Consider the following 17168-nt stretch of genomic DNA (forward strand, 5'->3'; position numbering starts at 1 on the left):
AAATGAATTCAATGCGCTGGCGTAATTTACGGACGCAGTTCCGACAGCAGAAACTGGGCCTTGCGGCTGTCATCATATTGGGCATCTTTGTACTCGCATCCCTGTTTGCGTTTCTGTCTCCACATGATCCAAATGAAATTGTAGTGATGGAGCGGCTTCAACAGCCGAGTGCAGATCACTGGTTTGGTACGGACGATTACGGACGGGATTATTTGGCTCGGGCGTTATACGGAGGACGAGTGTCTCTCGCCGTAGGTTTCCTTTCGATGGCAATTGCCGTTATTATGGGAACACTGGTAGGGACGGTTAGTGGTTATTTTGGCGGCTGGGTGGATAATACGTTGATGCGTATTGTTGACGTGCTCATGTCGATTCCATCCTTCTTCCTGATGCTGATCCTGAACGCATATCTTAAGCCGGGGATCGGTACAATTATTGTTATTATCGGGGTGCTGAGCTGGATGAATATTGCCCGGATTGTCAGGGCTGAGGCGATGTCGGTCAAGCAGCGGGAATACGTACTGTATGCGCGTGTATCGGGTCAAAAGCCTGGCCGGATCATCATGAAGCACATTATTCCCAACATTATTCCAACCATTATTGTCGCAGCAACCATCAACATCGCGAGTGCGATTCTGATGGAATCGTCACTAAGCTTCCTCGGACTGGGTGTTAAACAACCGAACTCTTCTTGGGGCAGCATGTTGAATGATGCACAGGGCTTTATTAGTGAAGCGCCGTATATGGCAATTTTCCCGGGATTGTTTATTTTGCTGACGGTGCTGTCGTTTAACTTCCTGGGGGATGTGTTCCGCGTAGCCTTCGAGCCCAAAGCGAACAAGCGATAAATGTTTGAAGTTGAGTTGATCACATAGTGATCCAGTGTGAAATTAATCTTTTAACTTATATAGTCGACAACCCATATCATGTAAACAGCGGGGTGAATACAATGACAGATTTATTATCGGTCAAACAACTGAAAACGTCCTTTGCAACTCGGGAAGGTGAGGTACAGTCCGTCCGGGGTGTGAGTTTTACGTTAAAAGAAGGCGAAGTGGTTGGGCTGGTCGGCGAGTCCGGAAGTGGCAAAAGTGTTACCGCCCGTTCGCTGATTCGACTGATCCAGTCGCCGGGCCGGATTACGGATGGTCAGATTCTGTTCCGTGGAGAGGATCTGCTGACCAAGTCGGACAATGAGCTGCGCAAAATCCGGGGCAACCGCATCTCGATGATTTTCCAGGACCCGATGACATCACTTAATCCAGTGGTTCGTGTAGGCAAACAGATGACAGAGGTCATTCGTCGTCACCGGAAAATGGACAAGTCGGCTGCACGCAAGGAAGCGATTGAATTGCTGCGGCAAGTGGGCATTCCTTCTCCGGAAGAACGGATTGACCAATATCCACACGAGTTCAGCGGAGGCATGAGACAGCGGGTAATGATCGCCATGGCTCTGTCCTGTAAGCCGGAGTTATTGATCGCGGATGAACCGACGACAGCGCTGGATGTGACCATTCAGGCACAGATTTTACAGCTGATGCAGGAACTGAAAGATTCCACGCAGACATCCATTCTGATGATTACGCATGACCTTGGTGTCGTTGCTCAGGTCTGTACCCGAGTGATTGTGATGTACGGTGGACTCATTATGGAAGAGGGGCCAGTGGAGCGTATTTTCGCTCATCCCCAGCATCCATATACTCAGGGATTGCTGCGCTCCATTCCGAAGCATGGCGAGGAAGGTGGACGCCAGCGGCTGGCAACCATTGAAGGTACACCGCCCAATCTGCTTCATCCGCCAACCGGATGTCCGTTTATGGAACGTTGCCCACACGCCATGGAAGTATGCAAACAGATGCCTGCGTATACCGAGACTGCACCCGGTCATCGAGCGCTATGCTGGTTGCTGGACGATCAAGGTCGGGAACAACATCAAGTACAAACAGGAGCATCGTCAGAGGAGGTGGAGAAATGAGTACAGGAATCGATCAGCGTGAAGTACTGCTGGACGTGCGTGGTTTGAAAAAACATTTTCCGGTACGTGGTGCTGGCAAAGGCAAAGACGTCGTGAAAGCCGTGGATAACGTCAGTTTTCATATTCACAAGGGAGAAACATTTGGACTGGTTGGTGAATCCGGCTGTGGCAAATCAACGACTGGACGCAGCATCGTGAGACTCTATGATGTGACGGACGGAAGCATTATGTTTGGCGGACAGGATGTTGCGAAAATGAATGAACGCCAGTTGAAGCCTTTTCGCAAACGGATGCAGACGATTTTTCAGGACCCCTATTCTTCACTAAATCCGGGTATGAATGTCCTGCAGATTATTAGTGAACCCATGGAAATTCATAATTATGCTTCCAAAGCAGAGATGAAGGGGCGAGCGCTTGACCTGATGAACCGTGTGGGCCTGAAGCCAGAGCACGCGGAGCGTTATCCACATGAATTCAGTGGAGGGCAGCGTCAGCGGATCAGCATTGCCCGTGCATTGTCGGTGAACCCGGAGTTCATTTTGTGTGATGAGCCGTTGTCCGCTCTGGATGTGTCCGTACAGGCACAGGTGGTCAATATGCTTGAAGATTTGCAGGCAGAGCTGGGACTGACCTATTTGTTCATTGCCCATGATTTGTCGATGGTACGCCACATCTCCAATCGAATCGGTGTGATGTATCGCGGTAAGCTGGTGGAAGTGGCACCAACAGAAGAACTGTACCGTAATCCGGTACATCCGTATACCCAGGCATTGCTGGCAGCAATTCCTGTACCTGATCCAACGGTACGGAACGTTATGCCACCAATCTACAGTGGGGATACCGACCCATCCGCTCGGGGACGGGATGAAGAACCAGAGTGGATGGAAGTTTCACCAGGACACTTTGTATCCGGCTATCGAGACAGGATATAATGGATTAGGAATATCATGGAATAACGATATATAGTGACAGGAAGGTGTGAGTTGGATGAGTGCTGAGTTTAAGTTGTCCCAAAATACAGCCATTCGGCTGGAACAGGCTCGTAGCAAAGGCATGTCGGATGCAGCTTTGTTGGAAGCGATACAGGCCAAAAATGTTGCTGCTTTTGATGCCGTGTCTGAGGAGCACTACAGATATGATGATCTTTTCTCTTATGCGGATGAGCATGGCGAGAATCTGGAAGGCGCGGTTAAAGACGGCTACCGGATTACCTTTAACACTCGTGGTGGTCTGGGGATCTACTTGGAGAAGTCCTTCGGATTACAGCCAGAGAAAGACTTCACTGTTGGTGAAGGCATCGTGACCGGGTTGAAATTAAAACCGGAGCAGGCAGATGTGCTGGCAAAACGCCTTGCATCAAACTGGGTGATTACAGAATCCAAAGATGTACCTGAGGGCCAAGAGCTGACGTTGAAGCTGCGGGCTTTGGTTTAGTGAAACAACAGACTGTCCCGTTTGCAGTGAATAACTGCGGCGGGATGGTCTTTTTTTTGCAAAAATAGAGGTGGGAGATTACAATTTACATATCATTAATCGGATGGAACATAAATTTGGGATGCATTGCTTCCGGGATAGAGAGGGGACTTTCATAATGAATCAGCTAACATTTCTGGGAACCGGGGATGCGATGGGTGTTCCGCGGGTGTATTGTGATTGTGACGTTTGCACAGAAGCCCGACTTACGGGGATCAATCGCCGCAAACGTGCTGCTGTTTTGATTCATAGTGATGGCGAGCACGAACCTTTCATGATTGACTGCGGACCGGACTGGAGATCACAGATGGAAGACCAGGGGATGCGGATGGTGCAGACGCTGCTGATCACTCATGCGCATTTTGATCATATTGGAGGCTTGCCCGAATGGGCAGATGCATGTCGATGGTTGGGTGTAAAAGGGCAGTTGTATGCACCACGGGAGGTGATCACGACCATCCAGAGTCAATTTCCATGGCTCGGTCGTCATATGAATTTCATGGAAACGGATGCGGATATTGAGCTCGGTGGATGGAAGGTGCATTCCTGGAAAGTTTGCCACGGTCATAATGGCTATTCGTATGCGTATCGATTGGAACGTGAAGGATACACCTGGGCGTATTGCTCGGATGCCTTTGATCTGAAAGCTGCGGAGAAGCAGCCGCTATACGGGCTCGATCTGCTGGTACTTGGAACGAGCTTTGTTCATGAACTTGCGGAATTCTCCACACGCTCAGTGTACGATATGGTTGAGGCGCAGGAGCTGTTGCAGGATTTGAAGCCGGGTCAGACCTATTTTACACATATGTCTCACGACGTCGATGTGCGCCAGAAATATGATCTGAATCAGGGGATTACGCTGGCACTTACTGGTCTGAAGGTGAAGCTAGGTGAATAGGACAACAATGCTAAAAATTAATTCAGAAGAGCGTATCCTTTACCGGAGGTTCTTCGTTTACATAGTGCAAGGCAATTACAGCAAGTGAATTGAAGTAAGATCAATCAGGAACCAACAAAGGGGGGCCCCAAACATGGCCTTTGTGAAGTCCGTGGATTGCAGAATCAACAGACCACATAATGATAAACCTGTTGAACCATATAGCCATTCCGGTGTTCAAACCGGATATTCTTTAGAGCAAACGATTGAAGCTGCGCTTCCAAACCTGCTGGGCTCGTTGTACGCCTACTGCATGTCATTGACTGGTTCAGTCTGGGAGACTGAGGATCTGGTTCAGGATACATGTGTTAAAGCATTATCCTCTTCAGCTGCCCGAAGAACGGGAATGACAGAGGACATGAACTGGGAAGCCTATCTCATCCGCGTTGCACGCAACACCTGGATTGACGCCATACGGAAGCGTGAGAACTTGGCAAGCAAATTGGAAAGCATGAAGCCATTTATGCAAGAATTTGAGGAAGAAGAGCGATTCGAGGAAGTCGAGTCCGCTGTTCAAATCCTTGTGGATGAACTGCCACCGTGGCAGCGAGCGATATATATGTTACGTGATCTGATGGGATACACGACGGTAGAGACTGCTGAACTGTTGGACACGACGGAAGGGGCGGTCAAAGCTGCCCTGAGTCGTGCCCGCTCTGCTCTGGCGAAAGTGAGGCACAGCCTGAACGAAACGGATGCTGATCAGACCAATCAATTGGAAGAGTATCAGCAAAATCGGGAGGAACTGCGCAGCTATTTACTGGCGTTCCGCAGCGGTGATACAGCCCGTTTAATTGATTTATGCCTGAATCAGACCGATGATCCGATGGCTGTGGCGGGAACGATTTTGCAGCAGACTCTGCCGTCTCAATCGATGCAGCCAGTGATGTACAGTTATTCAAGCTCCGGTATGAGTTCAATGTCGTATGGGGGAGGATATACGGTCACCATGGTTGCGTAAACCGGGGAGGCAAAATGCATGAACGTGGTACCTTATGTTGTTGAACAGACAGCCCGCGGAGAGCGGAGCTATGATATTTATTCCCGTTTGCTGAAAGATCGGATCATTATGGTATCCGGGGAAATTGAGGATCAGATGGCCAATGCGATCGTGGCCCAGTTGTTGTTTCTGACCGCAGAGGACCCGGAGAAGGATATTCAAATGTATATCAACAGTCCTGGTGGTTCCGTGACTGCCGGATTCTCCATCTATGACACGATGCAATTCGTGAAACCTGACATTTCCACGATCTGCACAGGCATGGCAGCCAGCTTCGGTACGATCCTGCTGGTTGGTGGGACAAAAGGGAAACGGCTGGCGTTGCCAAACAGCGAAATCATGATTCACCAGCCGCTTGGCGGAACGCGGGGGCAGGCCTCGGATATGCTGATTCATGCCAACCGGATTATCCAGCACCGTCAGCGCCTCAATAAGCTGCTTGCTGATCATACGGGACAACCGATGGAGCGGATTGAAAAGGATACCGACAGGGATTATTTCCTGACCGCTGCGGAAGCCGTCGAGTATGGTCTTGTGGATAAGGTGATATCCAGTACGTAAGAAAAAAAGGTGCCATTCGTCCCAATAAACAGCGACTAAAAAAAGCAAGAAAAATGAACAACAAAGTAGCCCGGGAGGTCATTCGACTTTTCGGGCTACTTTGCTGTCTTGTCTGTATTGGGAAAAAATTGAATGATTATTGACTCAGCCCATGTATAGTGTGTATATTATATATATACACTATACATGGGCTGGATTGAAACCAGTGAGGTGAGAGAACATGAACATACTAATATCAAACGCATCAAGCGATCCCATCTACATGCAGATTCTGACCCAGATTAGACAGAGCATTTTAAGCGGGGAACTGGTTGCAGGGGAGAGTCTCCCCTCCATCCGTCAACTTGCAAAGGATCTGCAGGTCAGTGTAATTACTACCAAACGTGTCTATGAAGAACTTGAGAAAGAGAAACTGATTGATTCTGTCGTAGGCAAAGGCTCCTTTGTTTCCGGGGCCAATCAGGAGTTTATTCGGGAACAGCGGCTGAAACGAATCGAAGATAAAATGCTCGATATCCTTCGTGAGAGCAAGGAACTGGGCATGAGTGTTCAAGATGTAGTTAAGCATTTTACGTTGCTAGTTGAGGAGGAAGAAGCATGATGAACGCAATTGAGTTGCGCAACCTATCCAAAACGTACCCCTTATTCAAGCTGGATCAGATCACTTTGGATGTAAAACAAGGTTATATTACCGGACTTATCGGCCCGAATGGAGCGGGGAAAAGCACACTGATCAACCTGATCACCGGCTTGATTCATCCGGACTCTGGGAGCATCAAAACATTGGGAAAAGAGATGCCTGCTCAGGAAGTTAACGTTAAAGAACGCATTGGTATTGTTTCAGATGAATGTTTCTATTATGAGCATCTTACGATCCGTGAAATGAAAAGCATGATTGCTCCTTTTTATAAGAAATGGGATGAAAAGCAATTTAACAACTACCTGGAGCAATTCGAATTGTCTCCCAAAAAGAAGATTGAAGAACTGTCCAAAGGCATGAAAATAAAATTTTCACTGGCTATCGCTTTATCTCACGATGCTGAGCTACTCATCATGGATGAGCCTACATCCGGGCTTGATCCTGTGTTTCGGAGAGAACTGCTTGACCTGCTTGCGGATATGATACAGGACGAAACTCGATCCATTATTTTCTCGACTCATATCACGACGGATTTGGAGCGTATAGCAGATTATATTACATTCATTAATAAAGGAAAGATTGTGTTTAATGAAGCAAAGGATGATGTGCTTGAAAGGTACACGATAGTAAAGGGGGACATGAAGCTGCTTGATGCGGACACGCGAGGACAATTCGTCGGAATCCGTGAGACAGCGGTTGGTTTTGAAGGCTTGGCAGATAACAAGGCGGAGGCAGAACGATTATTTGGCAATTATGCTCTTTTACATAGACCCTCCCTCGAAGACCTTATCTATTTTACGGCCAAGGGGGAAAAGCATCATGCTTAACTTGCTTCGCAAAGATTATATCGCTTTGAAAAGCTCGCTATGGTCCATCCTTTTTTATTTTGTTGTATTCAGTGTCGCATTTATCCCGACAGTGGAAATGTCGATGTATTTTGTAGGGATCTATACCGCTTTTGGCTCGATTATGCTTGCAACCATGATTGATATCAAAAACCATAATCATAAATTTCTTGTCACGCTCCCGCTTAGTCGCAGAAACATTGTGCAAGCAAAGTATCTGTCTGCCGTTCTCTATACGCTTTTTGGAGTTTTCGCTTCGTCAGGCGCTCACTGGCTGGTTAACTTTCTTTTTCCCGAACTGAACAAGCCCGACTTTTCGGTACTGGACATCCTGATTTCGATTGGAATGGTGCTGGTTTTAATTTCGATCTATATGCCTCTTTTTTACGCCCTTAGTAAAAAGGGAGCGGGAATAATTAATACGGTTTTCATGATCGTTCTTATTATTTTAGCGCAACCTGTCGCCTCGCTCTTATATATGGCAGGCGAGAACGGAATGGGTCGTGCTTCGGTTTATGTTTTTGTTTCAGTTTGCATTCTTCTGTTGTTCATTGTCTCCTATTTTGTAACGGTCCGACTGTTTGCAAGGAAAGATCTATAGGATGGATGAAGAAGAATTTCAATAAAAAAACTTTAAAACTTACTTTGCCAGTCGAGAACAGCAGAACAGCAGCCCAAAAAGTAAAGTCGCCAAACGGCGACTTTTTGTGTTACAGAAGATTTAAAATTTGTGACCTGCCAGACAAGCTATCGTTAATCTGCAAATGCAGATTTTGCAAACGTATCATCACGTATTTTCAGCCAACGCAATGAGTCTGCTCATGCCTTCTCGGATTTGCTGCTCGTGAGCATAGGAGAAGGAGAGACGCAGCTTGCGACTGGCGTTCGCATCGGAAGGATCGAATACCGTTCCCGGCACAAAAGCGACGGAATGCTCCATGCATCGGTGAAGCAAGCGCCCCGTATCTACACCTTCCGGAAGCTCCGCCCAGATGTTGAGTCCACCCTCAGGACGAGTCCACGTCCAATTGGTTTGTTGAAGGCACTGTTCCATTACTTCCATCCGCAGTTGAATGGCGGTACGCAGCTTGGACAAGTGCTGGTGCATGCGTGGGGACTGGAAATAACGGAGGAAAAGCTTCTGGTTCAGCAGAGGTGATCCGTTATCTGTCAGTGCTTTTACGGCTTGTAATCCTGGCATGAACCGGGGACGGCACATAATGGCGGCAATCCTCAGACCCGGCACGACATATTTGCTATAGCTGCGAATATAGAGTGTATGACCTGTAGTATCGTATGTGAAGATTGGCGCGGGAGGCTTTTCCTTGAAATAGATATCATAGGTGCTGTCGTCTTCCACCAGAAAACATCCGTACTGTTCTGCCAGTTCAGGTAGCTGTTTGCGCTGCTCGGTCGGAATATTGATGCCCGTAGGGTTTTGGAAGGTCGGCGTCATATAAAATACTCTCGGCTTTTCCTGCTTCATCAGGCGTTCAATCTGTTCCAGATCGTAGCCATGAGGATGAATATCCGTAAAAATTAACTTGGCACCTTGTTTGCGGAAAATTTCCATCGCAGGGCCATACGTTGGCCTCTCCATGAGCACACGGTCACCGGGTCTGACGAGACTGCGGGAGATCACATCAATGGCTTGCTGTGCCCCGGAAGTGATCAGCACTTCATCAGCCGAGATGTAGAAACGTTCTCTCGTCGTCAGATGGCTTGCCAAGGCACTACGCAGCTCCAGATCTCCTTGAATCGTGGAATACGTCCCAAGCAGACGGGGATATAAATCCAGCAAATCCCGCATTAATTCTCCCCAATATCGGTTTGGCAGCAGGGCGGGGTCGATCAATGATTTGGAAAATTGGTATTCCGCCTCAAGGGATTGCACGCGGGCAAGTGAATCCCAATGCAACCAGGCAGAGACTGCCGGGTCATCGGCCTGATCTGTCACGGGAGAAGGGTCAGCAGGGCTGACATAATAACCGGACTTATCCTTGACGTAAACGTTCCCCCGTTCCTTTAATTCCTGATAGGCCTTAAAAACGGTGAGGCGATGTACACCGAGCAGCTCGGACAGGCTCCGCACGGACGGCAGCTTCTCATGCTCTTTCCACTCTCCGGCTTCGATCCGTACAACCAGATAATGTACCACTTGCTCATATAGTTTCAGGCTGTTATCTGTCATCAACATGGCTTTGCCCACCCGGCTCACGCTCCTTTTGAACTCCATTGTAACAGCAAACGGGAACTAACTGTTCTGTTTTATTCATTCTGTTCTGTGGACAGTGCTATATGATGGAGAACAGATGAAGGAGGGGCTAGCATGGTTGCAGTAGCATTTACCGTAATGTGTCTTATTTTTGGAACAACGTTTCTAGCGATTAAAATTGGCGTGGAGGCAGGCATGCCGCCTTTTCTGTCGGCCGGACTACGCTTTATCATTGCAGGTGCTCTAATGTTTGCATGGATGTGGATGAAAGGGAAAGTGAACTTGTCTTTATTATGGCGGAAAGAGATGCTCTTGACGGGTGCGGGACTCACGTTCGGGACCTTTGCGACTTTGTATTGGGCTGAGCAATATGTGAGCTCGGGTGTTGGCGCGATTCTGTCAGCAACAGGTCCACTGATGATTATGGTGATGCAGACAGCGCTGTTGCGTCAAAAAACGTCTGCACGCATGATTGCGGGCTGCCTGATCGGTTTTGCTGGAGTTATCCTCGTCGTGTTGCCGGGTGTATCGATTGGTGGTAGTTCCCTGTGGCTTTGGGGCTGTATTGCCGTATTGGTGGGTGAAGTCTGTTACTCGGCAGGTGCGTTGTACTCCAAAAAGGTCATTAACCAGTTTAAGGAGGCTAATCCTGTAGCGATCAATGCGGTGCAAATGATGTACGGAGGTGTACTGTTATCTGCGCTTTCGGCGGTGACCGAATCGTGGAGCACAACTGGACTGGATTGGATGCCGACGGTATCATCCCTGATCTATCTGACGGTAATCGGTTCGATGGTCGGGCACAGCTTGTTCTACTGGATCATGTCTCGTACCAACCCGTTATTCCCAGCGACCTGGTTATACATTTCCCCTCCGATTGCGGTCGGGCTTGGGGCGGTTCTCTACAATGAGCATGTAAGCTGGATTACCTGGTTGGGCGTTGCGCTGATCGTTTCAGGTTTGCTGGCGATGAATGAGAAAGTGATGGGGTGGCTTAAAAAGGGAAAACGTACAACTTCATTGGGTCAGACTTCCAAATCCATGGTGAAATAGGGAATATATATTTTACGCAGGAATGAGGCGAGTAATCCATTTAAATAGACAGGGGATCGGTGCTGTTTTATTGTTTGCGGGAATCGTGCTCTATGGCATGATCCATATTGGGACCATTATTCATTTACCGGACGTAACGATCTGGTTCAATCAATGGGGCCGTTATCTGCAAGCCACTTTTGAAACGGGTGGCATCATTGGACTTATCTTGGCCATTCTTTTATTCATTATAGGAGTAACACTCCTGCTTCCTAGGCCATTGGCCGATTTATCCAAAGGGAGAGTAATGAAGGAGATCAGTGAGCGGAATCGTGAATTTGACGAGAAGTATGGCAAAATAGAATAATTAACAGTTTTATTACAGAAACAGCCCTGCACAAGCGATTCATCACCGTGCAGGGCTGTTTCATTGTATCTTGAAATAACATGTTTTATATGGATTCGACCTCTTAAAAGCTTACTCTGCGTTCAGTACAAACTTCTCAATCACTTGCTTCACGCCGTCTTCGTTATTGCTCGCGGTAATGTAATCTGCCAGCTCTTTCAGAGCAGGGATCGCATTTCCCATCGCTACACCAAGACCAGCAACTTCCAGCATCTCATGGTCATTCCAGGAATCCCCGATGGCAATGCACTCGCTCAATTGGTGACCGAAGTGTTCTGCCAGGAAGGTTAGAGCATGGCCTTTTGTTCCTTCGCGGTGCATAATTTCAAGGAAGTATGGCTTGGACTTGGTGATGTGTACTTCTGATCCGAGCAGTTCGCGCAGGGCAACCGCAACCTCATCCAAGTAATCCGGCTCATCGATGATGAGCAGTTTCGGTGTTTTTTGCTCGATCACTTTGATGAAATCCGGTTCGATGTGGTACTGAGTGCCATTCAGTTTGGCGTAGTCACGCAGCTTGTCGTTTTCTTCACGGGCGAAAAGTTTGTCGTCAATGTACGTTTGCAGGTGCAGATTATGCTCCAGGCAGTAGTCGTACAATTTGCGGGAAGCGTCCTGTGGAACGTAGCGTTCGTAGAGTACTTTTTCGTCCAGCAAGTTTTTCACCAAAGCGCCTTGATACGTAATGATTGGCACGTTTAGCTTCGTTTGGCGAGCGAGTGCTTGTGCAGAAGCATAGGCACGTCCGGTTGCCAGTGTTACAACGACACCATGAGCTACCGCTTGTTCCAGGGCAGTCTGTGTTGCAGGCGTTACTTCCTTGTTATCGTTGATCAGGGTATCATCAATGTCAATTGCGATTAATTTGTAGGTCATCTGTGTTTCTCTCCTTTTTTATCTGTATCTATTTAATTGAACTAAATAAACTCACACAAGCACTACGATGACAGAATAACCTTCCAATCACTGTTATCCCCAGATTTTTTGATCCCTCTTATAAGGGGGAAATCCGGTGATAAAGGTGAACGCTTCGCTTTTACAGGTTTTTTCTGTCCTCTCCGTTTCAGTGATCATAGTTAGTTCAAAACATCTATATACATCTAAATTGCTTACTCCTCCAGGAAAATGAGGCCAATAAAGTCCTCCAGCTCCAGGTTTCCGAAGTAATGTTTTACATCCAGACCCTTAAGTGCAGTACGCACCTCAGATTCCTCGTAACGCTTGCCACGCAGCATATCTTCGATATCCGCCACATCGCCTACGCCGAAGAAATCACCAAAGATTTTGATATCTTCAATCCGTCCATCTTTGATATTCATGCGCAGATCAATGATGCCGACAGGGAATTTACGTGTATGCTTCACATTGCTTTCCGGGGAAAGCCCGTAGTTCCAGTCCCAATTGTTATAACGTTCAGCAGAGATTTCGTTGATTTTGTCCCAGTCTTTCTCTGTGAGTTCATATTGAGGAACGTCTTGTGGCTCCATACGGAAAATGTGGCGCAACAGCTCGTCCCGGAATTGTTCAATGGTCAGATTGCTGTCAATCAGATCACGAATATTCGCTACACGAGAACGTACGGATTTGGTGCTCTTGGATTTGAACTTCTCCGGATTAACGTTGAGTGAAGCCTGTACGTGGTCGAGGTTCAGGTTGAACATCAATGTGCCGTGACTGAACATACGGCCACGCGTAGAGAATTGGGCGTTGCCCGAAATTTTCTTCTCTCCGACTTGCAGATCGTTACGTCCCGTCAGTTCGGCATTAACGCCAAGCTCTTGCAGGGCTTCCACCACAGGCTGCGTGAATTTGCGGAAGTTATGGAAGGATTGTCCGTCATCCTTGGTAATAAAGCTGAAATTGAGGTTGCCCAGATCGTGATAAACGGCTCCGCCTCCCGAAAGACGACGTACGACTTGAACACCGTTATCCTGAACATACTCAATATTGATCTCTTCAATGGTATTCTGGTGTTTTCCGATAATAATGGACGGGCGGTTGATGTAAAACAGCAAATAACTGTCATCCATCGGCAGATGCTTCAGAATGTATTCCTCAATGGCGAGGTTTACAGAAGGATCTGTAATGCCCTGGTTATCAACAAACAGCATGGTCATTCCTCCATTAATGTATGTGAGGGATGTATATCCCTTATGTAGTGATGCTTACGGAATCGAAATTCCTTCTCTATTGTAAACGAATTGTCGAAAGGACACAAAGAAATTGAAGCCGCAAAGGGCTTGAATAGCCAAATCAGGATTGACCCCTGCCTGCCACGACATCCATAATAAAAAGGACATGCAGAAAGGATGACGGACAGGATGACCGGTTTAATTGAAGTTTTCGGGCATGGTGGTGATGTGGAGACCGCCGCGGCACGTTTTGGAGGGAATCCTGCGGATTTCCTCGATTTTAGCGCAAACATTAATCCTCTGGGTCCACCTCGGGAAGTGCTGGAGGCTCTTGAGCAAGGATTGCATACGGTACTTCGTTACCCCGATCCGGGTCATCGGGCGTTCAAAATGTTGCTTAGTGACCGACTGGGTTTAACCCCAGATCACATATCTGTGGGTAACGGGGCGGCAGAAAGCATGGCTCTAATCTTACTTGGACTCGCGCCGCGTAGAGTAGGTACGGTAGAGCCCGGTTTTTCAGAGTACAGTGCATTATCCAGACAATTTGGAGCAGAAGTCCACCATGTTCAAGGACGGGAAGAGCTGGACTGGCGAGCAGAACCGGAAGATATTGAGAAGCTGATGGAGCAGGTGAACCTGCTCTTCCTTGGACAGCCCAACAATCCTAATGGGGTACAGTATCCGGTGGACGTTCTGCAACGGCTTGCTCGTAAAGCAGAGACAACAGGCACGATATTGGTTGTCGATGAGGCATTTATCGATTTTATTGCTGAATCACAGCGGCAATCGCTGGCGTCCAGCTTGAAAGAGTATCCGCAAGTGATCATCATTCGGTCCATGACCAAGTTTTATGCGATTCCAGGCCTGCGTCTGGGTTATGCGATGGGTCGTCCCGAACTGATTCGTGCCATGACAGAGAAACAGGTCACCTGGAGTGTGAACGGGCTGGCACTGATCGCAGGTGAAGCCTGTTTACGCAGCGGGGATAATTTTGAACAGGAGACATTAGCACTGGTGTCACACGAGCGGGAGAGATTAACGGAAGGCCTGAAGGCTTTGGGATGTAAGGTGACGCGAGGGGAAGCGAACTTTATACTGGTAGCTCTGCCAGAGCCGTGGACAGCGACGTCCATCCAGGCTGCCCTCGGTGAACGCGGTATACTGATCCGAAGCTGCGCAATGTATCCCGGACTTGGGGAACGACATGTACGTTTTGCGGTCAAGGACGCGGAGGCTAACGGACGTTTGCTGGAAACGATAGGAAATGTAATTACGTCTAATCCGACAACCGGATTAGAGGCAGGGGGACAAAGCGATGGCACTGCCATTCTATAATTATTACTCCCATTTACAAAAGGACCAAAAGGACCAGAACGAATACAGATCTTCTGTGTGGCCTGGATTACACGTCTCCGCACATGAGCGGCATATTAAAGCGTCCAGTCCTTCTGCTGTAACAGCCCTTTCCAGTGCCGTGTATGGGGGCGGTATGATTGAAATTGATCGTATATTCAACATCTATGTCGACAGACATTATCGCTGTGATGATCCACCTCGTGATATTGCTGATCTGTTGAGTGAATGGCAAGAGCCACAGGATCAATGTGCCGGTCTTCTGACTGCGGTTCGATTGGAGCACACAGCGATTCAGGAATACGAAAGTGATGAGTTCGGATTACTTTGCTGCACTACAGCAGGGGTATCCAATGCTGCACGGGCAGGTTCTGCAAGAACCGTGTTCGATGCTGCGGGGAATGAGATGAGCAATGGGACGGTGTCCCAGAAAATTGGGAAGGTTTCGGCTTCAACCTATACTCCCGGTACGATCAATATCATGTTGTGGATGAATGGGCGTATGACTGCTGGAGCGATGGTGAATGCCATTCAGACTGCGGTAGAGGCGAAGGCCGCTGCGCTAGCTGATTTCGGTGTGGCGGATTCAGAGAATGGTCTGACTGCAACCGGAACAACAACGGATGCCATCGTACTCGCGGTAAGTCAGGCTGAAGTAAATAAACCGCTCATCAGTTACGCCGGGACGGCTACGGTCATGGGTGCAGCGATCGGCAGGCTGGTGTATGACACGATAACGGAAAGCCTGCAAGCCGCGCAGGAGTGGAAAGAGAGGAATAACAAGCAATGACATCTCTGCTGATTCAATGGGCTTCTTGGCCGATCTGGACGGGAATGGCTGGAGCCTGGATTATTGTAGGAGCATACATATTGGATCGCTGCATCGGAGATCCACGCTGGATTCCTCATCCGGTGATTGGCATGGGAAAGGCCATCTCTGCACTGGAGCGGGCGATAAGATCGCGGGTGGACTCGAACCAGGCTCTCAAAAGAGCGGGCGTATTATTTCCCCTTTTGATTGCAGGCGGTTCTTTTGCACTGACTTGGGGATTGATCTATGTGCTGGGTCTTATTCATCCCGCTGTTGCGGTTGTGGCAGAAGTGGTGTTAATCGCAACCACCATTGCCTCGAAAGGTTTGAAGGATGCAGGTATGGAAGTTTACCGCCATCTGAGTCAACAAGATTGGCCTGCGGCGAGACGTTCACTGGGTATGATTGTAGGACGTGATACGGCTCATCTGGATGAACCGGAGGTTGTGCGTGGGACGGTAGAGACTGTGGCGGAGAATATCGTGGATGCCATCGTCTCTCCACTGTTCTATGCCCTGATTGGTGGTGCACCACTTGCCATGGCCTATCGAGCGGTGAATACACTGGATTCGATGGTAGGTTATAAAAATGAAAAATATCTGCATCTCGGTTGGGCGTCTGCCCGTCTAGATGATTGGGCCAACTGGATTCCCGCGCGGCTTACCGCCTTGCTGTTAATTATAGGAGCTTGGTTCATGAAGCTGGATGCCAGAGGGGCAGCACACATGGTGTCCCGGGATGCACGACTGCACCCAAGCCCAAATAGCGGTTTTCCCGAGTCGGCGGTGGCCGGAGCGCTGGGCATAAGACTTGGTGGACATAACGTATATCACGGCGTTGCTTCATTTCGCGCATATATGGGCGAGCCTACAAGACGGATGGAAGCAGAAGATATTGTACGAACAACACGGCTTATGTTCTGGTCGGCAGGTTCTTTTGTTTTATTATGTTGGTTGGTCACCTTCGGGATATGGTCTGCTGGAGGTGCACTGTTATGGAGATAGAAGCTGGACATGGTGGCATGCAAAGCCGTGAGATTATTTTGATACGTCATGGTACAACGGCGTGGAACTTGGAAAAAAGGTATCTTGGGCATACTGACATCGGACTGTTGCCTGAGGCAAAGCAGGAGCTATCTTCGCTGCGTGAGCAGTGTAGCGATATCACATGCGACGCCTTGTATTGCAGTGATATGCTGCGTTGTCAGCAGACACTTTCACACATTGCATCGTCCCAAATGGGACAGGCCAAGCTTGATGCCCGACTAAGGGAGATCGACTTTGGTCAGTGGGAGGGGTTGACCTACGATCAGCTCAAGGACAATTCGCAGTACCGAGACTGGATCGATGCGCCGCATGAGGTAACGCCACCGAGTGGCGAGCCTTGGACAGCATTTGCAGCGCGGATTGATTCATTTATGGAAGAGTGTCTGATGTCCTTTTCACCAATACTGCACTCTCGCAGCATAAACGTGCCAAAAGTAGCCGTGATTACGCATGGCGGTGTTATTCGTTATATTGTGTCACGTCTCATTCCGAATCAAGATTTCTGGGATACGCAGGTAGTACCAGGACAAGCGATAAAGATCCGGCTGGCTGGCGATGGGGATAGCTGGGTTGGAACCAGATTGACTTTTCCGTAAATCGGGTTGTAAGGATGTACAATATAACCTATAATCACAACAGAAGTGTGACTTAGCAAGTGCATCATCGGATGGAGGCTCAACAAGCCCTTCCAACGATGCAGGATGCTCACTTGAATGGTTAAACAATATTAGCGACCATG

At 48.4% G+C, this 17168-nt stretch carries 19 protein-coding genes; 16 read left to right on the forward strand and 3 right to left on the reverse strand.

All coding sequences use genetic code 11. The features are described 5' to 3' along the window. Positions 1 to 2 precede the first annotated feature (2 nt). The 10 genes from AC4PM4_RS08945 (at position 3) to AC4PM4_RS08990 (ending at position 8032) form a co-directional block, all read left to right on the forward strand. Positions 3 to 848, forward strand: coding sequence for an ABC transporter permease (locus AC4PM4_RS08945; protein ID WP_053781729.1), 846 nt, complete (start codon positions 3 to 5; stop codon positions 846 to 848). A gap of 101 nt (positions 849 to 949) precedes the next feature. Beyond that, positions 950 to 1975 (forward strand): ABC transporter ATP-binding protein, encoded by a 1026-nt coding sequence (locus AC4PM4_RS08950; protein WP_090953217.1) that lies wholly within the window; start codon positions 950 to 952, stop codon positions 1973 to 1975. After that, positions 1972 to 2907, forward strand: a complete 936-nt coding sequence (locus tag AC4PM4_RS08955; protein WP_063564391.1) for an ABC transporter ATP-binding protein — start codon at positions 1972 to 1974, stop codon at positions 2905 to 2907. The genes AC4PM4_RS08950 and AC4PM4_RS08955 overlap by 4 nt, the downstream gene beginning before the upstream one ends. Before the next feature lie 55 nt (positions 2908 to 2962). Beyond that, positions 2963 to 3409 (forward strand): hypothetical protein, encoded by a 447-nt coding sequence (locus AC4PM4_RS08960; RefSeq protein WP_064639948.1) that lies wholly within the window; start codon positions 2963 to 2965, stop codon positions 3407 to 3409. A gap of 157 nt (positions 3410 to 3566) precedes the next feature. Beyond that, positions 3567 to 4346 carry an MBL fold metallo-hydrolase gene (locus tag AC4PM4_RS08965; RefSeq protein WP_491613374.1) on the forward strand — a complete coding sequence of 260 codons (780 nt, stop codon included), beginning with the start codon at positions 3567 to 3569 and terminating at the stop codon, positions 4344 to 4346. 133 nt (positions 4347 to 4479) lie between these two features. Next, positions 4480 to 5346 carry an RNA polymerase sigma factor gene (locus AC4PM4_RS08970; protein WP_491613375.1) on the forward strand — a complete coding sequence of 289 codons (867 nt, stop codon included), beginning with the start codon at positions 4480 to 4482 and terminating at the stop codon, positions 5344 to 5346. 18 nt (positions 5347 to 5364) lie between these two features. Beyond that, positions 5365 to 5946: an ATP-dependent Clp endopeptidase proteolytic subunit ClpP gene (gene clpP / locus AC4PM4_RS08975; protein ID WP_062326868.1), complete on the forward strand. Its 582-nt coding sequence runs from the start codon at positions 5365 to 5367 to the stop codon at positions 5944 to 5946. Between the two features lie 220 nt (positions 5947 to 6166). Next, positions 6167 to 6547, forward strand: a complete 381-nt coding sequence (locus AC4PM4_RS08980) for a GntR family transcriptional regulator (protein ID WP_063564387.1) — start codon at positions 6167 to 6169, stop codon at positions 6545 to 6547. After that, positions 6547 to 7413 carry an ABC transporter ATP-binding protein gene (locus AC4PM4_RS08985; RefSeq protein ID WP_063564627.1) on the forward strand — a complete coding sequence of 289 codons (867 nt, stop codon included), beginning with the start codon at positions 6547 to 6549 and terminating at the stop codon, positions 7411 to 7413. The genes AC4PM4_RS08980 and AC4PM4_RS08985 overlap by 1 nt, the downstream gene beginning before the upstream one ends. Continuing rightward, complete coding sequence (locus tag AC4PM4_RS08990) at positions 7406 to 8032, forward strand: ABC-2 transporter permease (RefSeq protein ID WP_072734264.1); 627 nt, start codon at positions 7406 to 7408, stop codon at positions 8030 to 8032. The genes AC4PM4_RS08985 and AC4PM4_RS08990 overlap by 8 nt, the downstream gene beginning before the upstream one ends. A 186-nt stretch (positions 8033 to 8218) precedes the next feature. Here the strand turns inward: AC4PM4_RS08990 and AC4PM4_RS08995 are convergent, their stop codons facing one another. Continuing rightward, positions 8219 to 9640, reverse strand: a complete 1422-nt coding sequence (locus tag AC4PM4_RS08995; protein WP_491613376.1) for an aminotransferase-like domain-containing protein — start codon at positions 9638 to 9640, stop codon at positions 8219 to 8221. 120 nt (positions 9641 to 9760) lie between these two features. Here AC4PM4_RS08995 and AC4PM4_RS09000 point away from each other — a divergent pair, with 120 nt between their 5' ends. Both AC4PM4_RS09000 and AC4PM4_RS09005 read left to right on the forward strand, forming a co-directional pair. Beyond that, entirely contained in the window at positions 9761 to 10699 is a 939-nt protein-coding gene (locus tag AC4PM4_RS09000; RefSeq protein WP_491613377.1) for a DMT family transporter, read from the forward strand. Positions 10700 to 10721: 22 nt separating this feature from the next. Further along, complete coding sequence (locus tag AC4PM4_RS09005; RefSeq protein ID WP_161490569.1) at positions 10722 to 11045, forward strand: hypothetical protein; 324 nt, start codon at positions 10722 to 10724, stop codon at positions 11043 to 11045. 111 nt (positions 11046 to 11156) lie between these two features. Here the strand turns inward: AC4PM4_RS09005 and AC4PM4_RS09010 are convergent, their stop codons facing one another. Both AC4PM4_RS09010 and lplA read right to left on the reverse strand, forming a co-directional pair. Next, positions 11157 to 11960, reverse strand: a complete 804-nt coding sequence (locus tag AC4PM4_RS09010; RefSeq protein ID WP_491613378.1) for a Cof-type HAD-IIB family hydrolase — start codon at positions 11958 to 11960, stop codon at positions 11157 to 11159. 233 nt (positions 11961 to 12193) lie between these two features. After that, entirely contained in the window at positions 12194 to 13195 is a 1002-nt protein-coding gene (gene lplA / locus AC4PM4_RS09015) for a lipoate--protein ligase (protein WP_064639935.1), read from the reverse strand. 210 nt (positions 13196 to 13405) lie between these two features. Here lplA and cobD point away from each other — a divergent pair, with 210 nt between their 5' ends. The 4 genes from cobD to AC4PM4_RS09035 are packed head-to-tail and all read left to right on the forward strand — an operon-like array spanning position 13406 to position 17025. Continuing rightward, positions 13406 to 14554 (forward strand): threonine-phosphate decarboxylase CobD, encoded by a 1149-nt coding sequence (gene cobD, locus AC4PM4_RS09020; RefSeq protein WP_491613380.1) that lies wholly within the window; start codon positions 13406 to 13408, stop codon positions 14552 to 14554. Then, positions 14535 to 15362 carry an adenosylcobinamide amidohydrolase gene (locus AC4PM4_RS09025; protein ID WP_491613381.1) on the forward strand — a complete coding sequence of 276 codons (828 nt, stop codon included), beginning with the start codon at positions 14535 to 14537 and terminating at the stop codon, positions 15360 to 15362. The genes cobD and AC4PM4_RS09025 overlap by 20 nt, the downstream gene beginning before the upstream one ends. A gap of 44 nt (positions 15363 to 15406) precedes the next feature. Beyond that, on the forward strand, positions 15407 to 16387 hold the full coding sequence (cbiB, locus tag AC4PM4_RS09030; RefSeq protein WP_090953395.1) for an adenosylcobinamide-phosphate synthase CbiB: 981 nt from the start codon (positions 15407 to 15409) through the stop codon (positions 16385 to 16387). After that, positions 16378 to 17025, forward strand: a complete 648-nt coding sequence (locus tag AC4PM4_RS09035) for a histidine phosphatase family protein (RefSeq protein ID WP_176854597.1) — start codon at positions 16378 to 16380, stop codon at positions 17023 to 17025. Before cbiB ends, AC4PM4_RS09035 begins: the two co-directional genes overlap by 10 nt. The last annotated feature ends 143 nt before the right edge of the window (positions 17026 to 17168 follow it).

The sequence above is a fragment of the Paenibacillus sp. MDV22-iso6 genome (assembly GCF_058408365.1).

Bases quoted from the DNA above. Each gene is read 5' to 3' on its own strand.
- AC4PM4_RS08945 (WP_053781729.1), top strand. From the start codon at position 3: ATGAATTCAATGCGCTGGCGTAATTTACGGACGCAGTTCCGACAGCAG.
- AC4PM4_RS08950 (WP_090953217.1), top strand. From the start codon at position 950: ATGACAGATTTATTATCGGTCAAACAACTGAAAACGTCCTTTGCAACT.
- AC4PM4_RS08955 (WP_063564391.1), top strand. From the start codon at position 1,972: ATGAGTACAGGAATCGATCAGCGTGAAGTACTGCTGGACGTGCGTGGT.
- AC4PM4_RS08960 (WP_064639948.1), top strand. From the start codon at position 2,963: ATGAGTGCTGAGTTTAAGTTGTCCCAAAATACAGCCATTCGGCTGGAA.
- AC4PM4_RS08965 (WP_491613374.1), top strand. From the start codon at position 3,567: ATGAATCAGCTAACATTTCTGGGAACCGGGGATGCGATGGGTGTTCCG.
- AC4PM4_RS08970 (WP_491613375.1), top strand. From the start codon at position 4,480: ATGGCCTTTGTGAAGTCCGTGGATTGCAGAATCAACAGACCACATAAT.
- clpP (WP_062326868.1), top strand. From the start codon at position 5,365: ATGAACGTGGTACCTTATGTTGTTGAACAGACAGCCCGCGGAGAGCGG.
- AC4PM4_RS08980 (WP_063564387.1), top strand. From the start codon at position 6,167: ATGAACATACTAATATCAAACGCATCAAGCGATCCCATCTACATGCAG.
- AC4PM4_RS08985 (WP_063564627.1), top strand. From the start codon at position 6,547: ATGAACGCAATTGAGTTGCGCAACCTATCCAAAACGTACCCCTTATTC.
- AC4PM4_RS08990 (WP_072734264.1), top strand. From the start codon at position 7,406: ATGCTTAACTTGCTTCGCAAAGATTATATCGCTTTGAAAAGCTCGCTA.
- AC4PM4_RS09000 (WP_491613377.1), top strand. From the start codon at position 9,761: ATGGTTGCAGTAGCATTTACCGTAATGTGTCTTATTTTTGGAACAACG.
- AC4PM4_RS09005 (WP_161490569.1), top strand. From the start codon at position 10,722: ATGAGGCGAGTAATCCATTTAAATAGACAGGGGATCGGTGCTGTTTTA.
- AC4PM4_RS09010 (WP_491613378.1), bottom strand. From the start codon at position 11,960: ATGACCTACAAATTAATCGCAATTGACATTGATGATACCCTGATCAAC.
- lplA (WP_064639935.1), bottom strand. From the start codon at position 13,195: ATGCTGTTTGTTGATAACCAGGGCATTACAGATCCTTCTGTAAACCTC.
- cobD (WP_491613380.1), top strand. From the start codon at position 13,406: ATGACCGGTTTAATTGAAGTTTTCGGGCATGGTGGTGATGTGGAGACC.
- AC4PM4_RS09025 (WP_491613381.1), top strand. From the start codon at position 14,535: ATGGCACTGCCATTCTATAATTATTACTCCCATTTACAAAAGGACCAA.
- cbiB (WP_090953395.1), top strand. From the start codon at position 15,407: ATGGCTGGAGCCTGGATTATTGTAGGAGCATACATATTGGATCGCTGC.
- AC4PM4_RS09035 (WP_176854597.1), top strand. From the start codon at position 16,378: ATGGAGATAGAAGCTGGACATGGTGGCATGCAAAGCCGTGAGATTATT.